We start from the raw sequence: 13,055 nt of genomic DNA on the forward strand, positions 1-13,055 counted from the left end.
GGCTCGTTCGAGTACACCCCCGATCCCGGCTTCGTGGGCGCCGAGACGATCAGCTACACCGTCTCCGACGGCACGGCGACCGACCAGGGGACACTAACCATCGATGTCGTCAACGAGGGGCCGGTGGTGGCCGACGAGACCTACAGCGCAGATGACGGCGAGACGCTGACCATCGGCGCGGCGGCGGGCCTGCTGGCTAATGACAGCGACCCGGACGCGGCGGACACGATCTTCGTGCAGTCCTTCACCGCCGCCGATAACGGCGATCTTTCGGTGACCACGGACGGCTCGTTCGAGTACACCCCCGATCCCGGCTTCGTGGGCGCCGAGACGATCAGCTACACCGTCTCCGACGGCACGGCGACCGACCAGGGNCACCCCCGATCCCGGCTTCGTGGGCGCCGAGACGATCAGCTACACCGTCTCCGACGGCACGGCGACCGACCAGGGCACGCTGACCATCGAGGTGGTCGACGCGACGGAACCGGAGTTCAACATGGTCACCGGCACGTCTGGCCGGGACACGCTCATCGGCACGGACGGGGATGACCTGATCACAGCCGGCGGGGGCGTGCTCGACACGCTGATCGGTAAGGGCGGAGCGGATGTGTTCGAGTTCCGCGACCTGATCGGCAACGGTGCCCGCGACGTGGCCAACGTCACGGACTTCGACATCGACCTCGACAGCCTGGGCCTCGACCCTGATGACATAGCCGCGTCGCGCAGCTTTGCCGGTAACACCTACATCAACCTCGCGGGCGGCGAGAACGACTTGGTGGTGCTGCAAGGTTTGAGTTCAATCGACGAGATCAGCTTCGCCTGAAGTGGCATGAGCGCACCTGCAACGAGACCTCACCACGATCCCTAAAACCTGTTACGGAGTTTCCAGATGACGAACAAAACGATCCCCACCATGGCACTGGCGGCCCTTGCGGCGGCAGCCTTCTCGGCAGCACCTGCTGACGCCTCGAGTATTCCCGGGATATCGGTGGAGCCCGCTCCAGAAGTCGCCGGACCGTTCGACATGGTGAATTTCTTCGGTTTCTTCGGGTCCGGCGATGCAAGCGCCCCGACCGCCAGCACGCCCGTGGACGGCACATTGTCGGTCGTGATCACCGGAGACATCGCGGACGATCTGAGCTTCACGTCCGGTGCCCTCGGGATGACGGACGACAGCGGCGCATGGCTGTCCGGAACGCTGGCGCATGTCTCGACCGTATCCGACCCGGACGGCGACGACATCGTCGAGATGCTCTTCGACACGCTTGGCGGCCCGGCAGAGACCGAGTTCGGCACCTTTGCCGTCGCCACTCTCACCGGGGAGTTCGGCGCCTCGCCCTTCGCACCGACATCCCTCTTGTCCACATCCGGTGTAACCGGCAGCTTCAGCATCAAATCCGCGAACCCCACGCCAATCCCGCTTCCTGCCGGACTTCCGCTGCTCTTGGGAGGGTTTGGCCTCCTTTGGCTAGTCAGAAATGGTTTCCCTATGCGGAAGTAGAGACCGACTATCACCCGATACCCGCCACGAGCGCTTTGAGCACTTTAATACATGTGCTTGATGTCGCTCTGCCCGTACGGCATTGCGATATCCCAAACTTTTGTTGTAGAAGCGCAGCCTTGGGAGAGCGCATTCTAGGGAGAAGTTGCAATCTTTGGCGTCGATCTCGGAAAGAATGTGTTGCAGGCATATGGCGCAGCGGCGGACGGGTTCCCGTTGTCGCGGAAGAAGCTTTCACGGGTGCAGTCCGCCCGCTTCATGGCGGGACCAGACATCGGGCCGCGTGGCGAATGAGGCTCGCGCCAACGCACACGCAATCGGTTGGATGTCAGTCGCGTATGCGAGGCTTGAACTGTTGAGCCGCACGAGAAACTCATGATTCCAGTGTGTTGTGGGGCGGAGAACGTCCGATCCCGGTCCCGTCCCCTCCGCCACTTGCCCGCGCGAAAGCTTTCTCTCCTCCCGGCTGCGGCCGGATTTTCCCGTTGTTTTCGAGGGTTATGCGGGAGGGGCTGAGCACTGGCACCTGCGCCAAGAGGGTCGCAAGCGGTCTCTCAGGGCCGATATTCTCCGGACCTGATGACTGCGTCCATTTGGTGAATTGCTTGCATGTATCTAAAATTGAACGAGTTTTGCAGAGGTGTGGCTAAGCACTTCGACGTGGGTGGCATTCGGTAAGATGGAACAGACGTCGAACGTTCGGTGGTCGCTTTAGTGTGCGCAAATTGCCGATTGCCGCGACGCGGCACTCGTCTACGTCGCGCAGGGTGGGCGGGGAGCCGACCATGACCTTGCAGTATCGCAGCAGCAGCACATGGCTAATGCTGCCGGTCGGCGTGCTTGTCTCGACCGGCGGCTGGCCCTGCAGGCCGGCTTCGTGACCAAGGCGCTTGCGGCGTTGTTCGGGGCGGACCGCTTCCGCCTTGCGGTCTCGGCCAATGGCAACAATTTCTTCGATGGCCTGAGCATCGAGAACGCCATGGGCATCGTCGATCAGCCGCGACTGCCGCGGTTCAAGGGCTACACCAACTACGAGAACTATGTCGGCGTCAACACTTGGACGAAAGTCGCGATCAACAACACCGACACCAACGACCATGCAGCGTTCGTCTCCGGCAACGACCGCTTTGTCGCTCCTGTCGACGGCACCTAAATCTTCGGCGCGAAGCTGCTCGACAAGGAGTTCCAGCACCTCGGCGCGCATGAGCGAGCGGCTCGTGCTGAACGGCGCGACCGAGCTCCGTGGCTCGCTCGGGGAGATCAGTAGGGCTCACGTCTCGGAAGCCACGACGCTATGGCTGCTGACGATGGTGACTCTCCCCGCCGGCGAAACCGTCGAGCTGCAGGGCACCTTCCGCGCCGCAGTCGGCTACTTCGCCGCCGAACACACTAGCTTTGGGGGCTGCATAATCGTATGCCGAGTAGCGTGCGCGTCGTTCAGGTCATCAGCTTACGACTCAGCCCTGCATCGGGCGTGACCGCGGTCTCGATCGGCATGCCCTGATCGGTGACCAGCATCGGCACGCGGCCCTTGGGATTGATAGCGTGGTAGGTGGGCTGGCCCTACTCGCCCGCCTTGAAATCGAGCCGCACCGGACCGAACGCGAGCCCCGCTTCGTGAAGCGCGGTGGCGATGGTGCCCCCAGCATAATGTAACCGCATGATCCTCCCCCGTTCGGATGTCGGTGCGAGCCCCCACCCGTCCGGGCCGCAGGATGCGGCACGGCGTTGCGCGACCCTGAAATGAGCATATCACGTGCAGGTTGAAAACTGTCCAGCAACTGTTGATCACCGGCAGCAGCCTCCCGGACATGCCGCCGATATAGAGCTCTCACACGGGACACATCGCCAAAGCGGTCATGCGGTCCGAGGTAATGACGTGCGCGCCGAGGTTGCCGGGAGCGATATCGCACCCAATCCGGCCGAATGCAAAGCCGGGCCCGTTCACTGGTTTCGGTCAATGCCGAAATACGCGTAGCCCGCCGAGACAGCCAGGCCGAGCCAAACGGTCCCCATGTCGGAGACGGTGGAACTCGCCTCGGGATACAGCATGACCCCCACGATCAAGGAGGAAAAGCCGACCCCAGCCCAGACGATCAGGTAGATCGCGACGACCGTGCCCGACGCGATGCGCCTGAGCCGCGAGTATTCGGCCCGTTGCTCGCGCCTGGGAAGCTCTCCGGGGCGGGCGGCGCCCAACTGTCCGACAACAAGTGCCGACACAAGGCCGCCGACTGTTGTCAGAACATATCTGTAGCCGTCACCGAAACGCTCCGACACCGTGTCGCAGTCCGGCACATCCGCAGGCGTTTTTGTGCAGGACTCGAGAACGGCGAGGATCATCGCCATTGCCGCGACCGTGTAGACCGCCAGAAGGGCAAGCGCGAGACTGGCTGCAAAGGCTTTGCGGAATGACGGATCTATGACCGAGCGCTGCCCGGTCATGTCACCGACTGCGCGATCGATACCGCCGGCAAGCGCAGCTTTACAGCCAGCTCATCGCGCTCGAGTTCGCCCAATGCGACAAGGGCGCGGCCGTCGGTGATGTCATCGGCCAAGGCCTCGATCCGCGCGCTAGCGATGTCGGGATGGGCTGCGGCCACATCCTCGATCGTCTGACCTGCCCACAGATCCGCCCGAGCCAGCGTCTCGGCGGCCAGCAGGCGCAGGGCATCCTCTGGAATGAGCGTGGCGCGGGCCAGATCTGCGAACACGGCGCCGTCGGGGAAGCCGTCCCAGTGCTTTTCCAACTCGGTATCGGCGATTTCGATCTGCTGATCGGCTACCGCCTCGGTGACGCCGTGCCGCCGGGCCAGCGCGTCATCGCCGAACCCGCGGGCCGCATCACCGCGTACGGCAAGGACGCGGTCCACGACCCGAACCTCGAAAGGGTCCGCGCCGGTCTCGTCCGCGATGGCGGTTACCGTTTCGCCTGCGACCAGGGCGCGCTCGATGCCGAGCCGCCGATCGATCCGTGCGACGATCTCGGGATCGAGCTGCACGAGCCGGGTGACAAGATCAGTGCCCTGCCCGGCCTGAAGCAGGTTGCGCGCGACCGTCACCAGCGCCGCCTGCGCCGACACATCGGCAATCGCCTGGTTCATGCTGATGAGAAACTCTTGAACCGTCTTGACGCCGGCCTCGGACAGCATTTCGCTGCGAAGCGCCTCGGCCTCGCTGCGTTGCAGAGACACCTTCGCGCAGGCCCGGTTTGCCTTGGCGATCTTTTCGCGGAGCTCCTCGCGCGACGCCTTGATCTCCGCGTTAAGCTCTTCGGCGTGAATCATCTTGATGATCGTTTCCACCAGAAAGATCGCGGTCGCGAGCACGGCGGTGCCCTTGGCGACCTTCGAGAACCGCAAGAGCGTCTTTCCCTTCGAGGCCTTGCTGAGAAACCGGCCCATCGACACCATCTTGATCGTGGACGCCGCCATCCCGGGCAGCATCGCCGCCAGCATGACACCGCCGGTGGCCAGCAACGCATGCCCCAGCGGATCATAGACGTCTTTCTGGCGCTGCAAATGCGCCTCTTCTTCTGAGCCGGACACGGGCGGGGCGATGAGGGCGATCTCGGTCGCGAGCGAGGTCAGCACGATGGTCTTGGCCCCCATCATGCGCAGATCCGCGAGGATGAGATCGCGCGCGTCTTCCTCGACGGCAAGCTCTTCGTTGGCAGTCGCCAGCTCGATCCGCGCCGCTTCGAGACCGGCGAGCAACTGGTCGGTCTTGAACGGACCGGTCAGAAAGTCGCCGCCGGCGTCCAAACCCTTGAGCACATCGGACTTGGCACCCGCGACCGCGTCTCCAAAATTCCAGCTCATGGACGTCTCCCTCACGTGCCTGGCGCGATGCCGGGACACATATCGGTAGGGTGAGCGGCGACTTCGCCTCGCATCCCCTGTACGACATCCGCGGGCACGCCCGTGACCGTTGCAATCTGCTCGTCGCTGTAGGTGATGTCGTCATCATGGTAATCGATGCAGAGCATCCGCGTGGCCACATCCTGCGCCGCCATCACCTGGCTCGCCGACCGGACAGTGTCGCCCAAGGCCTGTTTGGTCTCACAATACACGAGGTTCATGTCCCGCGCCTTGCCGTCCGCGTCCTCGATCGCGATCCCCTCGAGGCGGGCGAGCGTGCGGATTGCCTCGTGAATGTCGCTCACTGCGGCTTCCATCTCGAGGATTCGCCCGGCGGCACCGCCGACGGTAATGTCGGCGGTGGTCACATCCGGTTTCGCGATCAGATTGCCGCCCTCATCTTTGCCGTAGAGCCACTCATGGGAGTTGGTTATGAAATCGGCAAGTGTCTTGTTGCGATCGATAAGGTCCTTGACACTGATGCCGATGGAGAGAACCGTGCCAGCACCAAGTAGCAAATTTCCCGTCCTCTGAAAACGCTTGGCCCATTTTCCCGCCTTCACCCCGGTCGAGACGCGTCGCGCATCTGCGCCGGCGTTTACGGGTGCGACGGCGCCTGTGGGCGCCGCGGCACTGCTTCCCCTGAGCAGCGACCACAAACCCACGCCGCTCTTGATCAACCCGGCAGCACTGAGGATATAAATGCCGATAGCCTTGTCGGTTACACCTTCGAATTCATCGGTGGGCGGGGCGGAGCCTTGGTCGCGCAGCGTGCGTTCGAGAACGACGATCTGCGCAAAAAGCTGATCCATCCGGTTGGACCATTCCAGAGTGTCGTCGCGCCACTCCTCGTGAAGGGCAACCATGTCAGCGACCGTGTTCTCGTATTCCTCCATAAGCGAGCCGCCTTTGAAGAGGCCATCATACTCGGCCTCGTCCGGCAGGTTCTTGATCGGGATCGCTCTTTCGGGCAGCTCAACCTTGTTTTCCAGGGCCCACTCGCTGCAATCGGTGTCTTCATCGATCTCGGTGGTCATGAGGGCGTCCTTTCCGGGATGAGGTCTCGGGTGTCGGCGCGGTCACGCCGCCCCGCGACGCAACATGCGCAACGCGCAGCAGGATGCCAGCAGAAACCAAATGGAGGCCGGGAGCGGGATCGGCGCCGGCGCCACGGGCTGGGCGGGCTTGAACCTGACGTTATCCACGCCGAAAAACGTCTGCGTCACATTGGGCTCGGAATTAAACGCGAGGAACTTCAGATCGACCGTCTGCCCCGAAAAGGCGGAGAGGTCCGCGGATACGGAAAACGCCGAAAGCGCGGGTCCGAACACCGCGCCCGGCGCAGCGCTCACGTCCGGAGGCGGCGCAAGGTCGGTCAGAAACGTATCGACCGTCGAGGTCTTGTTGATCTGAAACACGATCTCGTCGAGCAAGGCGGATTCCGCCTGAACGCTCAGCGTGTCGAGGGACCCGGACGGATTTCCGTTGAACAGGACATTCTCTTCGAGCACTGCGGCATCGAAGCTCAGAACCGGGTGCAAGGCGTCGACGGTCACCTCTTGCTCTGCACCCGTGCCGAATCCCCCTGTGACGGGGCGCGCTTCGAGCTTGAGGAAGCTGTTGCCGCCATTCGTGCCGATCGTGGCCAGGTCTGCCGGATTGGCTGCACCCAAATCGCGGATGGTGAACCCCGTCAGACCGTTCTCGAAATCTCCGTTGACGATCGTGGCGGCGCTGGCCGCATGCACGGACAGAGCGAGCGAAACGGCACACAGTTCCATGACTATGAGGAATTTTTTCATCAGACCCTTATCATTTGAAAAATTATTGACCCCTTTATTCATGAATGTTACCGAAAGATGTGTCAAGATTTTCATTTGTTTCAAATGCATGTTAGCTTCCTGCCCGGAGCGATGCGGGTGTCGCGTCCGAGGAAAGGACAAAACGGTGTCTTTTTTCAAGAAAATCGGGAAAAGCGTCGGCCAAGCAGTGCGCAAATTGGTAGACAAGCCGGTGATCGCCCCGAAAGCCCCGCGCTTACCACGTCCTGAAATCCCCTCGCCCCCGGTCTCGGGTGACCCCGCGACCATCGCCCGGGACGCCTTTCGAGACATCGGAAAGAGCATTGTCGGGACCGCCGAGACGATAAGGGACGGCGCTGGCGCCGCCGTGGAAACTGCCGGTGAATTCATCGATGATACGGATCACTTCATGAAAACCGGCGACTGGAATCGTGCCGTGGAAAAACTCCAGGGCACAGAGGCCGATGCCGAGGCCAAGATGTGGATGGCCCGGGCCGCCTTTGACGATGCATTGCGCATCTACGTCCAGACCGCGGTGAAGCGGAGGAGCCTCAGCCTGCTCCACGAGGGCGACGCTGTCGATCGCCCCGAGCGGATCGCCGTCCCCGAGACCCGGGAGGTCGAGCCGGATCTTTACGGCTCGCCGGGCACGCGGGTTCTCGACAAGATCGGGCTTGACACGGTCGGGGATGCCGGGCGGGCGGTTCAAAAGATTGTCCCGTTCCGGCTGCCCCACAGCCTGCTGCTGCAACAGGCCGAACTCGCCGAGGCCCGAAAGCTCCTGAGCGACAATATCCGCGCCTTTCGCTCCGCGACCGCGGCGGTCAACAAGGCCACGGCGGATATCATCGGTGCGACCGACAGCGTCGCACACGAGGTAGAAGCGCTCGAAGACGACTTTATCCGTCGCGGGGTCGACCCCGAGACCGGAGCGACTCGCGACATGGCCGAAAAGACGGAGGCGCAATCGAGGCGGGGGATCGCGAGGGACCTGCTGTCTGCCGGCCTCCCGATCGAGGACGTCGCACGGGCCACCGAGCTTGAGCTAGCGGAGATCGAGGCGTTGAAAGATGCGGCTTAGGCGCATTCTCTGGATCGCGGGTGGCGCCGCGCTCGTACTCGTGGCCGGGATCGCGGCGCTGCGCATCTTCGTGGTTTTCGGCCCCGACGGCCCGCCCCCCGCGGAGAATGTTGCCTATGAGGTCGAGCGGCCGGTCACGAGCGTCCAGACCCGGATCCGCGCCGCGCTCCCGGCGCTCGAAAAGGCGTTGCACAACGAGATAGTGACCGGCGAGCCGGTCTATTCGGGCCAGCTGGACCGGATACCGGCGGACCTGATTCGCGGGCTTCTCGGACTGCCGCGCCGCAAGGAGGCTGGGTGCGATGCCAAAAACATGAACGCTGCCGTCGATGGATACAACGCCTGCCTGCAAGCGGCAGCGCGATCCGCGCCCAGCATATCTTTGCCCGTCGTAAAAGAGATAGAAAAAGAGGTGAAAAAGGGCGCTTGTGGGGTCAAGTTCGGATTCGACAGTGTCGACGAGGCGACCAGGGCCCTGGGAGCGTGTGCGCGCGACCTTGTGCCCGTCCCCCTGCCGAGCGAGAAGTTTAACGTCACGTATGATTTCTTTATCGCCGATATCGATCTGGCCGCGCGCGACGGCATGCTCGAGGTTGAGGCCCGCATCGACAGCACGCTGACGGCCCCGGCCTCGGTGCTGTCGTATCTCGACGGCAAAACCACCAAGGCTTGCGGCCCCTCGCTTACCGCGACGGCCCGGTTGCTTTCCACGCTCGAGGCCGACAACATGGATCGAAGCCGCGCGATCGGGAAAATCGACATCGGGCTGTCGGTGGGCCGCGTCGAGATAAGCCGCGGCAAGCCCTGCAGGAAACTCGACGGCACCGTAGAGAAGGCCCTCGATGAGGCGGTCGGCAAGGGGCTCGCGGCACTTTCCGACGTCTTCCAGAACGCGCTGACCGGCGCGTTGGCAGACTTGCCCGAAGACCCCGTACGCGCCGAAGCTATAAACGCGTCGCTCGCCGGGATCGTGAAACTCCTCACGGAGCCCATCGACCTCGCGCCGCTGATCGAGGCGCAAAAGCCCGGTGTGCTGCCGCCGGATGTCACGCCCTTCCTGTCGCTCAACCCACAGCGCGTGCGTGTTGCCGCGCCTCGGATCGTCAAATCCAACGCGACGGGGTATCTGCTTGTCAGCCCGGGCATCGTGGCCGCTCCCGCCGTGGTGTTCGAGCAGCCCGGCCCGCCGCCACAGCGCTTCATCGAGATCGAGACCGACGCGCCGCCCGATGACCGCTTTCGGGTAAGCATGACCGGACAGATCGGGCTCGAGGCGGCGCAAACCATCGTGACCGATCAGGTCAGGGCGGTGATCGACGAAAAGCTTGATCGGATCGCTTATGACGATCTGGACGTGACTCTCTATCAGGCACGCGAGCGCCTCGTCATCGGGGTCCGTGTCTCCGGCCTCACATGGCTGGGGCTCAAGGCAAAGGTCTTTCTGACCGCACGCCCCGACATCGATTCGGACACACGCGAGATTCGCCTCAGGGAGGTGAAGTTCGACCTCGCATCGGCACGGTTTCTCTCGCGCATCGCGGCCTTCGTTGTCGAGGCGCCGATCGAGGCGGCAATCGAGGAGCGGGTCGCCCTGCCGCTTGGCGCGGGCTATGACGCCGTGCTGGCGGAGCTTGCCGATATGTCGATCGAACTGAAACGCATCGCTGGTTCCACGGCCACGCTCACGCTCAGTCTGTCCGAGCTCGCGCTCGCGCACCTCTGGCTGTCTGAGGGAAATCTACACGCCGCGGTCACGGCGTCGGGGCGCTCGCGCGTCGCGTTCGAATGATCGGATCGAACGCCACTGGCGCGACGACGGTCAGGTCGCGCCGCCAATGTATGCCGCTCGCCAAGGCTTCGCTGGCGGAGGTGCAGAGCTTTCATCTTCCGTATCGAGCTGCCGCAGGGCACTAATTCGCGGGCAAACTGAACATGATCTCGATGCGGCAGCAGCGCTTGTCGCAGCAAACGAATTGTCCGCGTGACTTCGGATTAAGAATTTGACTCCTTGTCTTGCAAGGCTTCTCGACCCTGATCGGTGTCATACCTTGGCACGGATGTCCGGTTCTTTCGTGACGCTATATGCGAATTTCGCGACTACCTGACGGCCCTTGCCGGCCGCAAGATCGGAGGAAACCATGACATTTTCAGCAAGCGATATTCACGGCGAACGGACCTTGCAGAAGCACCTGATCAACCGGATGGTCACCGGGCACGGCTATCTGCGCCGCGACGCGAAGTCCGACTATGATCGCGCACTGGCGACCCGGAGGCGCGGGATCAGTTGATCCGGTTATTCTTCAATCGTTCCATGCGAGAAGTGAGGAAATCGGCCTAATTATCCCGATGTTGAAGTCGCGTATTTTCTTCATGCTTGGTTGTTCCACCGTTTTGATGCTGGCAGCTCCATTTTACCGGAAACGGCTCCAACACACTCGCCAGCGTCACCTCCGGCCCGTGTGTGCCTTCCAGGATCGCCTCGACGATGTCGGGCGCGAGCAGCGTGAGCCGCAGGACGCGGGTCATGTAGGACGGTGCGATCCCCTCGCGCTCGGCCAGCTCGGCGATGGTGGCAAACTCACCCGACTCCAGCATCCGCTTCCAGCGGAAAGCACGCACCAGCGCCTTGACCAACGCGCTGTCCGTCCGACTCGGATGCGTAGCGCCCTGAGGCAACTGCATCTCTTTCCGCCCGCCGTGTTTAACGACGCGGAATGGGACGTGGAGCGTCACGGTCTCGGGAATCGGCGCGCCGCGGGTCATGCGGCCGCTCCCATGTCTCCAGCCAGCATTTCGCGCGCGAGGCCACCAAGCCCGTCGACACGCAGCCGCACGTTCAGCCCGTCCGTGTCGATGTCCACTCGCTCGACCAGCAGCGCCAAGATGCGCGCCTGCTCGGCGGGGAAAAGTTCGTCCCACAGCGGGTCGAGTTGCTGGAGGGCTGCGCGTGCATCGGATCCGGTGATGTCGTCGACATGCGCGCGCTGCCTTCCATGTCCCAGCCACGATCTCGGGCTGGCGGAACACCGCGCGCAGCTAGTCAATGACGGCGGCCTCGATCTCCCCCGCTGGCACACGGCCCACCGAGCATGATCCCGCGCTTGCATTTCGGGCCTGCCCTGTCATCCTTCGAGCGGAGAATGGCATTCGGAACAAAGGGAGGTCCATGCCGGTCGACGGACGCTGCAGATGGTGCTGCAAGCCGATGCCCGCAGGCGCTTCGATCTGCACCGAGTGCGATCGACACGATAGTCGTTTGTTCGAATACGGCAAGGTATTCCTGACGCTGACCAGCATTGTCGGCGTGCTCTTCTCTGCCGCGGTCTTCGTCGCCGATCCAGCGCGGCGGATATTCAACGCCGTCTTTTTCAATCCTGTGATCGCAGTCGAAACCTTCCGTACCGAACGCTCTACTCGCGTCCGAAACAAAGCCGGTCGCTCAATCTTCCTGACTCGCTATGAGGTCGCGATCGATCCGCCCATCATAGAGGGCGACGACCGCATTCCGGAGCGACAAATCATCCGAAGCTTCGATCTCATAGAGCAGGAAATCCCGCCGGCCCGCTCTGTCCAGATGGAACTCCTAAGCCTAGAGGCACGCCGGACGATGCGTCTCGACGGGAGCGGGACCGTCACCCCCGTGCCAACGATCGGTCCAGAGGAGTTTCGCTACGTCCATCAGTACCGGGATGACCCGCAGGGACAGTCGGGGCGAATTCTGTTCTACTCGGAGGATGACCCTGAACTGATCTCCCGCGTCGCGGACAATGCACGGCGCGACGCCTTGCCGAGAGGCGACTGCACGATCTTCTACACTGCCGAGTTCTCCAGCGAGGAACGGCAGGAGAAGTTCGATTGCCGAGCCGTGGCCGGGTTCATTGGGGAATTCGATGCAGCCATAAAAGGATACTACCAATGGAAGACTCTAGCCGCACACAGCAAGCCCACTCCCTGACCAGCAGTGGTCTCGTGGTAGCATTACTAGCGATCGCCGGCGGCGCTCTGGCGCAGACGCTGCCGCCTGGGCTTGATGAGGGCGCGATCACCTACAGTAGCGATCCATTCCAGATCGAGCATGATACGCTCATGCAGGGACTCGAGGAGACCGATGGCCTGCGGGAGATCATCGAGGGTAACACCGGCCTAAGCCTGCCGGGACAGGTGGACGGTCTTTACATGCTCCCCCGTCGAGGAGGCTTCGAAGAACTCGACACCTGTAGGGTCATCTGCATGGGGGAGAATGGCGGGGAACCCTGTTTCAGCAGTTGCGGCAGGGTCGTCGTCGAGTAGCGCGGCCCTGCCCCAGGGATTTTCGCTCCGGCTCGTTAAACCTGCGACATTGACTTGTGATGCTTCGTCGTCGATGGCCTTCAAGCGGTCGCAACGGGGATTTCGGGGCAGACAACTCGCGCCATGATACTGTAGCTTACCGGACTATCATGGCTCACGTGGACTGACTCTGTCAGCCTTTCGCTCCGCCTGAAAAGGCCGCGAGATTTTGGGGCAGAAAGCCAACTCTTTCTGCGATTTGATCGAACGACCGAGACGAGACCGCGCGCGGTGGTCACCAGAAAACGTTGCGCTGCTCCGCCCACTCCACCGGAAACGGCTCCAGCACCCGCGCCAGCGTAACCTCCGGCGCCTGCGTCCCGTCCAGGACTGCCTCGACGATGTCCGGCGCGAGCAGCGTGAGGCGCAGGACGCGGGTCATGTAAGACGTAAGCGCGATCTGGGGCCCACCTTCTTCTGACTTATGATTTCTGGGAATCCGTCCCTGTCTTGGAATAGGGAAGGAGTTTCTCCGTGGAGGA

At 62.7% G+C, this 13,055-nt stretch carries 13 protein-coding genes and 3 pseudogenes; 9 read left to right on the forward strand and 7 right to left on the reverse strand.

Annotated features, from left to right (window positions below; genetic code table 11):
* The 4 genes and pseudogenes from V8324_RS22505 to V8324_RS19540 all read left to right on the forward strand — a co-directional run.
* Nucleotides 1-354, forward strand: a pseudogene (locus V8324_RS22505) (Ig-like domain-containing protein); the annotation flags it as partial.
* A gap of 142 nt (nucleotides 355-496) precedes the next feature.
* Nucleotides 497-823 carry a hypothetical protein gene (locus V8324_RS19530; protein ID WP_336421582.1) on the forward strand — a complete coding sequence of 109 codons (327 nt, stop codon included), beginning with the start codon at nucleotides 497-499 and terminating at the stop codon, nucleotides 821-823.
* A gap of 66 nt (nucleotides 824-889) precedes the next feature.
* Nucleotides 890-1,501, forward strand: coding sequence for a hypothetical protein (locus tag V8324_RS19535; protein ID WP_336421583.1), 612 nt, complete (start codon nucleotides 890-892; stop codon nucleotides 1,499-1,501).
* 814 nt (nucleotides 1,502-2,315) lie between these two features.
* The gene (locus V8324_RS19540; RefSeq protein WP_336421584.1) at nucleotides 2,316-2,654 is read left to right on the forward strand and encodes a hypothetical protein; all 339 of its coding nucleotides are present in this window, start codon (nucleotides 2,316-2,318) and stop codon (nucleotides 2,652-2,654) included.
* Between the two features lie 791 nt (nucleotides 2,655-3,445).
* Here V8324_RS19540 and V8324_RS19545 read toward each other — a convergent pair.
* The 4 genes from V8324_RS19545 to V8324_RS19560 are packed head-to-tail and all read right to left on the reverse strand — an operon-like array spanning nucleotide 3,446 to nucleotide 7,253.
* Nucleotides 3,446-3,946: a hypothetical protein gene (locus tag V8324_RS19545; RefSeq protein ID WP_336421585.1), complete on the reverse strand. Its 501-nt coding sequence runs from the start codon at nucleotides 3,944-3,946 to the stop codon at nucleotides 3,446-3,448.
* Nucleotides 3,943-5,322: a hypothetical protein gene (locus V8324_RS19550; protein WP_336421586.1), complete on the reverse strand. Its 1,380-nt coding sequence runs from the start codon at nucleotides 5,320-5,322 to the stop codon at nucleotides 3,943-3,945. The genes V8324_RS19545 and V8324_RS19550 overlap by 4 nt, the downstream gene beginning before the upstream one ends.
* 11 nt (nucleotides 5,323-5,333) lie before the next feature.
* On the reverse strand, nucleotides 5,334-6,398 hold the full coding sequence (locus V8324_RS19555; protein ID WP_336421587.1) for a hypothetical protein: 1,065 nt from the start codon (nucleotides 6,396-6,398) through the stop codon (nucleotides 5,334-5,336).
* Between the two features lie 42 nt (nucleotides 6,399-6,440).
* Entirely contained in the window at nucleotides 6,441-7,253 is an 813-nt protein-coding gene (locus tag V8324_RS19560) for a hypothetical protein (RefSeq protein ID WP_336421588.1), read from the reverse strand.
* Between the two features lie 55 nt (nucleotides 7,254-7,308).
* On the opposite strand from V8324_RS19560, the gene V8324_RS19565 reads away from it, so the two are divergent.
* The 3 genes from V8324_RS19565 to V8324_RS19575 all read left to right on the forward strand — a co-directional run bounded on the left by V8324_RS19565 (nucleotide 7,309) and on the right by V8324_RS19575 (nucleotide 10,532).
* The gene (locus tag V8324_RS19565; RefSeq protein WP_336421589.1) at nucleotides 7,309-8,244 is read left to right on the forward strand and encodes a hypothetical protein; all 936 of its coding nucleotides are present in this window, start codon (nucleotides 7,309-7,311) and stop codon (nucleotides 8,242-8,244) included.
* Between the two features lie 40 nt (nucleotides 8,245-8,284).
* On the forward strand, nucleotides 8,285-10,033 hold the full coding sequence (locus tag V8324_RS19570; RefSeq protein WP_336421590.1) for a DUF4403 family protein: 1,749 nt from the start codon (nucleotides 8,285-8,287) through the stop codon (nucleotides 10,031-10,033).
* 349 nt (nucleotides 10,034-10,382) lie between these two features.
* A complete protein-coding gene (locus V8324_RS19575) occupies nucleotides 10,383-10,532 on the forward strand; it encodes a hypothetical protein (RefSeq protein WP_336421591.1) in 150 nt (49 codons plus the stop codon).
* Nucleotides 10,533-10,578: 46 nt separating this feature from the next.
* Here V8324_RS19575 and V8324_RS19580 read toward each other — a convergent pair whose 3' ends face one another.
* Both V8324_RS19580 and V8324_RS19585 read right to left on the reverse strand, forming a co-directional pair.
* Entirely contained in the window at nucleotides 10,579-11,007 is a 429-nt protein-coding gene (locus V8324_RS19580) for a hypothetical protein (protein ID WP_336421592.1), read from the reverse strand.
* Nucleotides 11,004-11,343, reverse strand: a pseudogene (locus tag V8324_RS19585) (recombinase family protein); the annotation flags it as partial. The pseudogene V8324_RS19585 and the gene V8324_RS19580, both read right to left, overlap by 4 nt.
* Before the next feature lie 67 nt (nucleotides 11,344-11,410).
* Here V8324_RS19585 and V8324_RS19590 point away from each other — a divergent pair.
* Nucleotides 11,411-12,199 (forward strand): hypothetical protein, encoded by a 789-nt coding sequence (locus tag V8324_RS19590; RefSeq protein WP_336421594.1) that lies wholly within the window; start codon nucleotides 11,411-11,413, stop codon nucleotides 12,197-12,199.
* Nucleotides 12,160-12,534, forward strand: coding sequence for a hypothetical protein (locus V8324_RS19595; RefSeq protein WP_336421593.1), 375 nt, complete (start codon nucleotides 12,160-12,162; stop codon nucleotides 12,532-12,534). The genes V8324_RS19590 and V8324_RS19595 overlap by 40 nt, the downstream gene beginning before the upstream one ends.
* 274 nt (nucleotides 12,535-12,808) lie before the next feature.
* On the opposite strand, the pseudogene V8324_RS19600 reads toward V8324_RS19595, so the two are convergent.
* A pseudogene (locus V8324_RS19600) lies at nucleotides 12,809-13,055 on the reverse strand (hypothetical protein); the annotation flags it as partial.

The organism is Roseovarius sp. D22-M7, from assembly GCF_037083785.1.
Lineage (GTDB): Bacteria > Pseudomonadota > Alphaproteobacteria > Rhodobacterales > Rhodobacteraceae > Roseovarius.

Bases quoted from the DNA above. Each gene is read 5' to 3' on its own strand.
- V8324_RS19595 (WP_336421593.1), top strand. From the start codon at position 12,160: ATGGAAGACTCTAGCCGCACACAGCAAGCCCACTCCCTGACCAGCAGT.
- V8324_RS19590 (WP_336421594.1), top strand. From the start codon at position 11,411: ATGCCGGTCGACGGACGCTGCAGATGGTGCTGCAAGCCGATGCCCGCA.
- V8324_RS19550 (WP_336421586.1), bottom strand. From the start codon at position 5,322: ATGAGCTGGAATTTTGGAGACGCGGTCGCGGGTGCCAAGTCCGATGTG.
- V8324_RS19575 (WP_336421591.1), top strand. From the start codon at position 10,383: ATGACATTTTCAGCAAGCGATATTCACGGCGAACGGACCTTGCAGAAG.
- V8324_RS19545 (WP_336421585.1), bottom strand. From the start codon at position 3,946: ATGACCGGGCAGCGCTCGGTCATAGATCCGTCATTCCGCAAAGCCTTT.
- V8324_RS19530 (WP_336421582.1), top strand. From the start codon at position 497: ATGGTCACCGGCACGTCTGGCCGGGACACGCTCATCGGCACGGACGGG.
- V8324_RS19555 (WP_336421587.1), bottom strand. From the start codon at position 6,398: ATGACCACCGAGATCGATGAAGACACCGATTGCAGCGAGTGGGCCCTG.
- V8324_RS19540 (WP_336421584.1), top strand. From the start codon at position 2,316: ATGGCTAATGCTGCCGGTCGGCGTGCTTGTCTCGACCGGCGGCTGGCC.
- V8324_RS19535 (WP_336421583.1), top strand. From the start codon at position 890: ATGACGAACAAAACGATCCCCACCATGGCACTGGCGGCCCTTGCGGCG.
- V8324_RS19580 (WP_336421592.1), bottom strand. From the start codon at position 11,007: ATGACCCGCGGCGCGCCGATTCCCGAGACCGTGACGCTCCACGTCCCA.
- V8324_RS19560 (WP_336421588.1), bottom strand. From the start codon at position 7,253: ATGCATTTGAAACAAATGAAAATCTTGACACATCTTTCGGTAACATTC.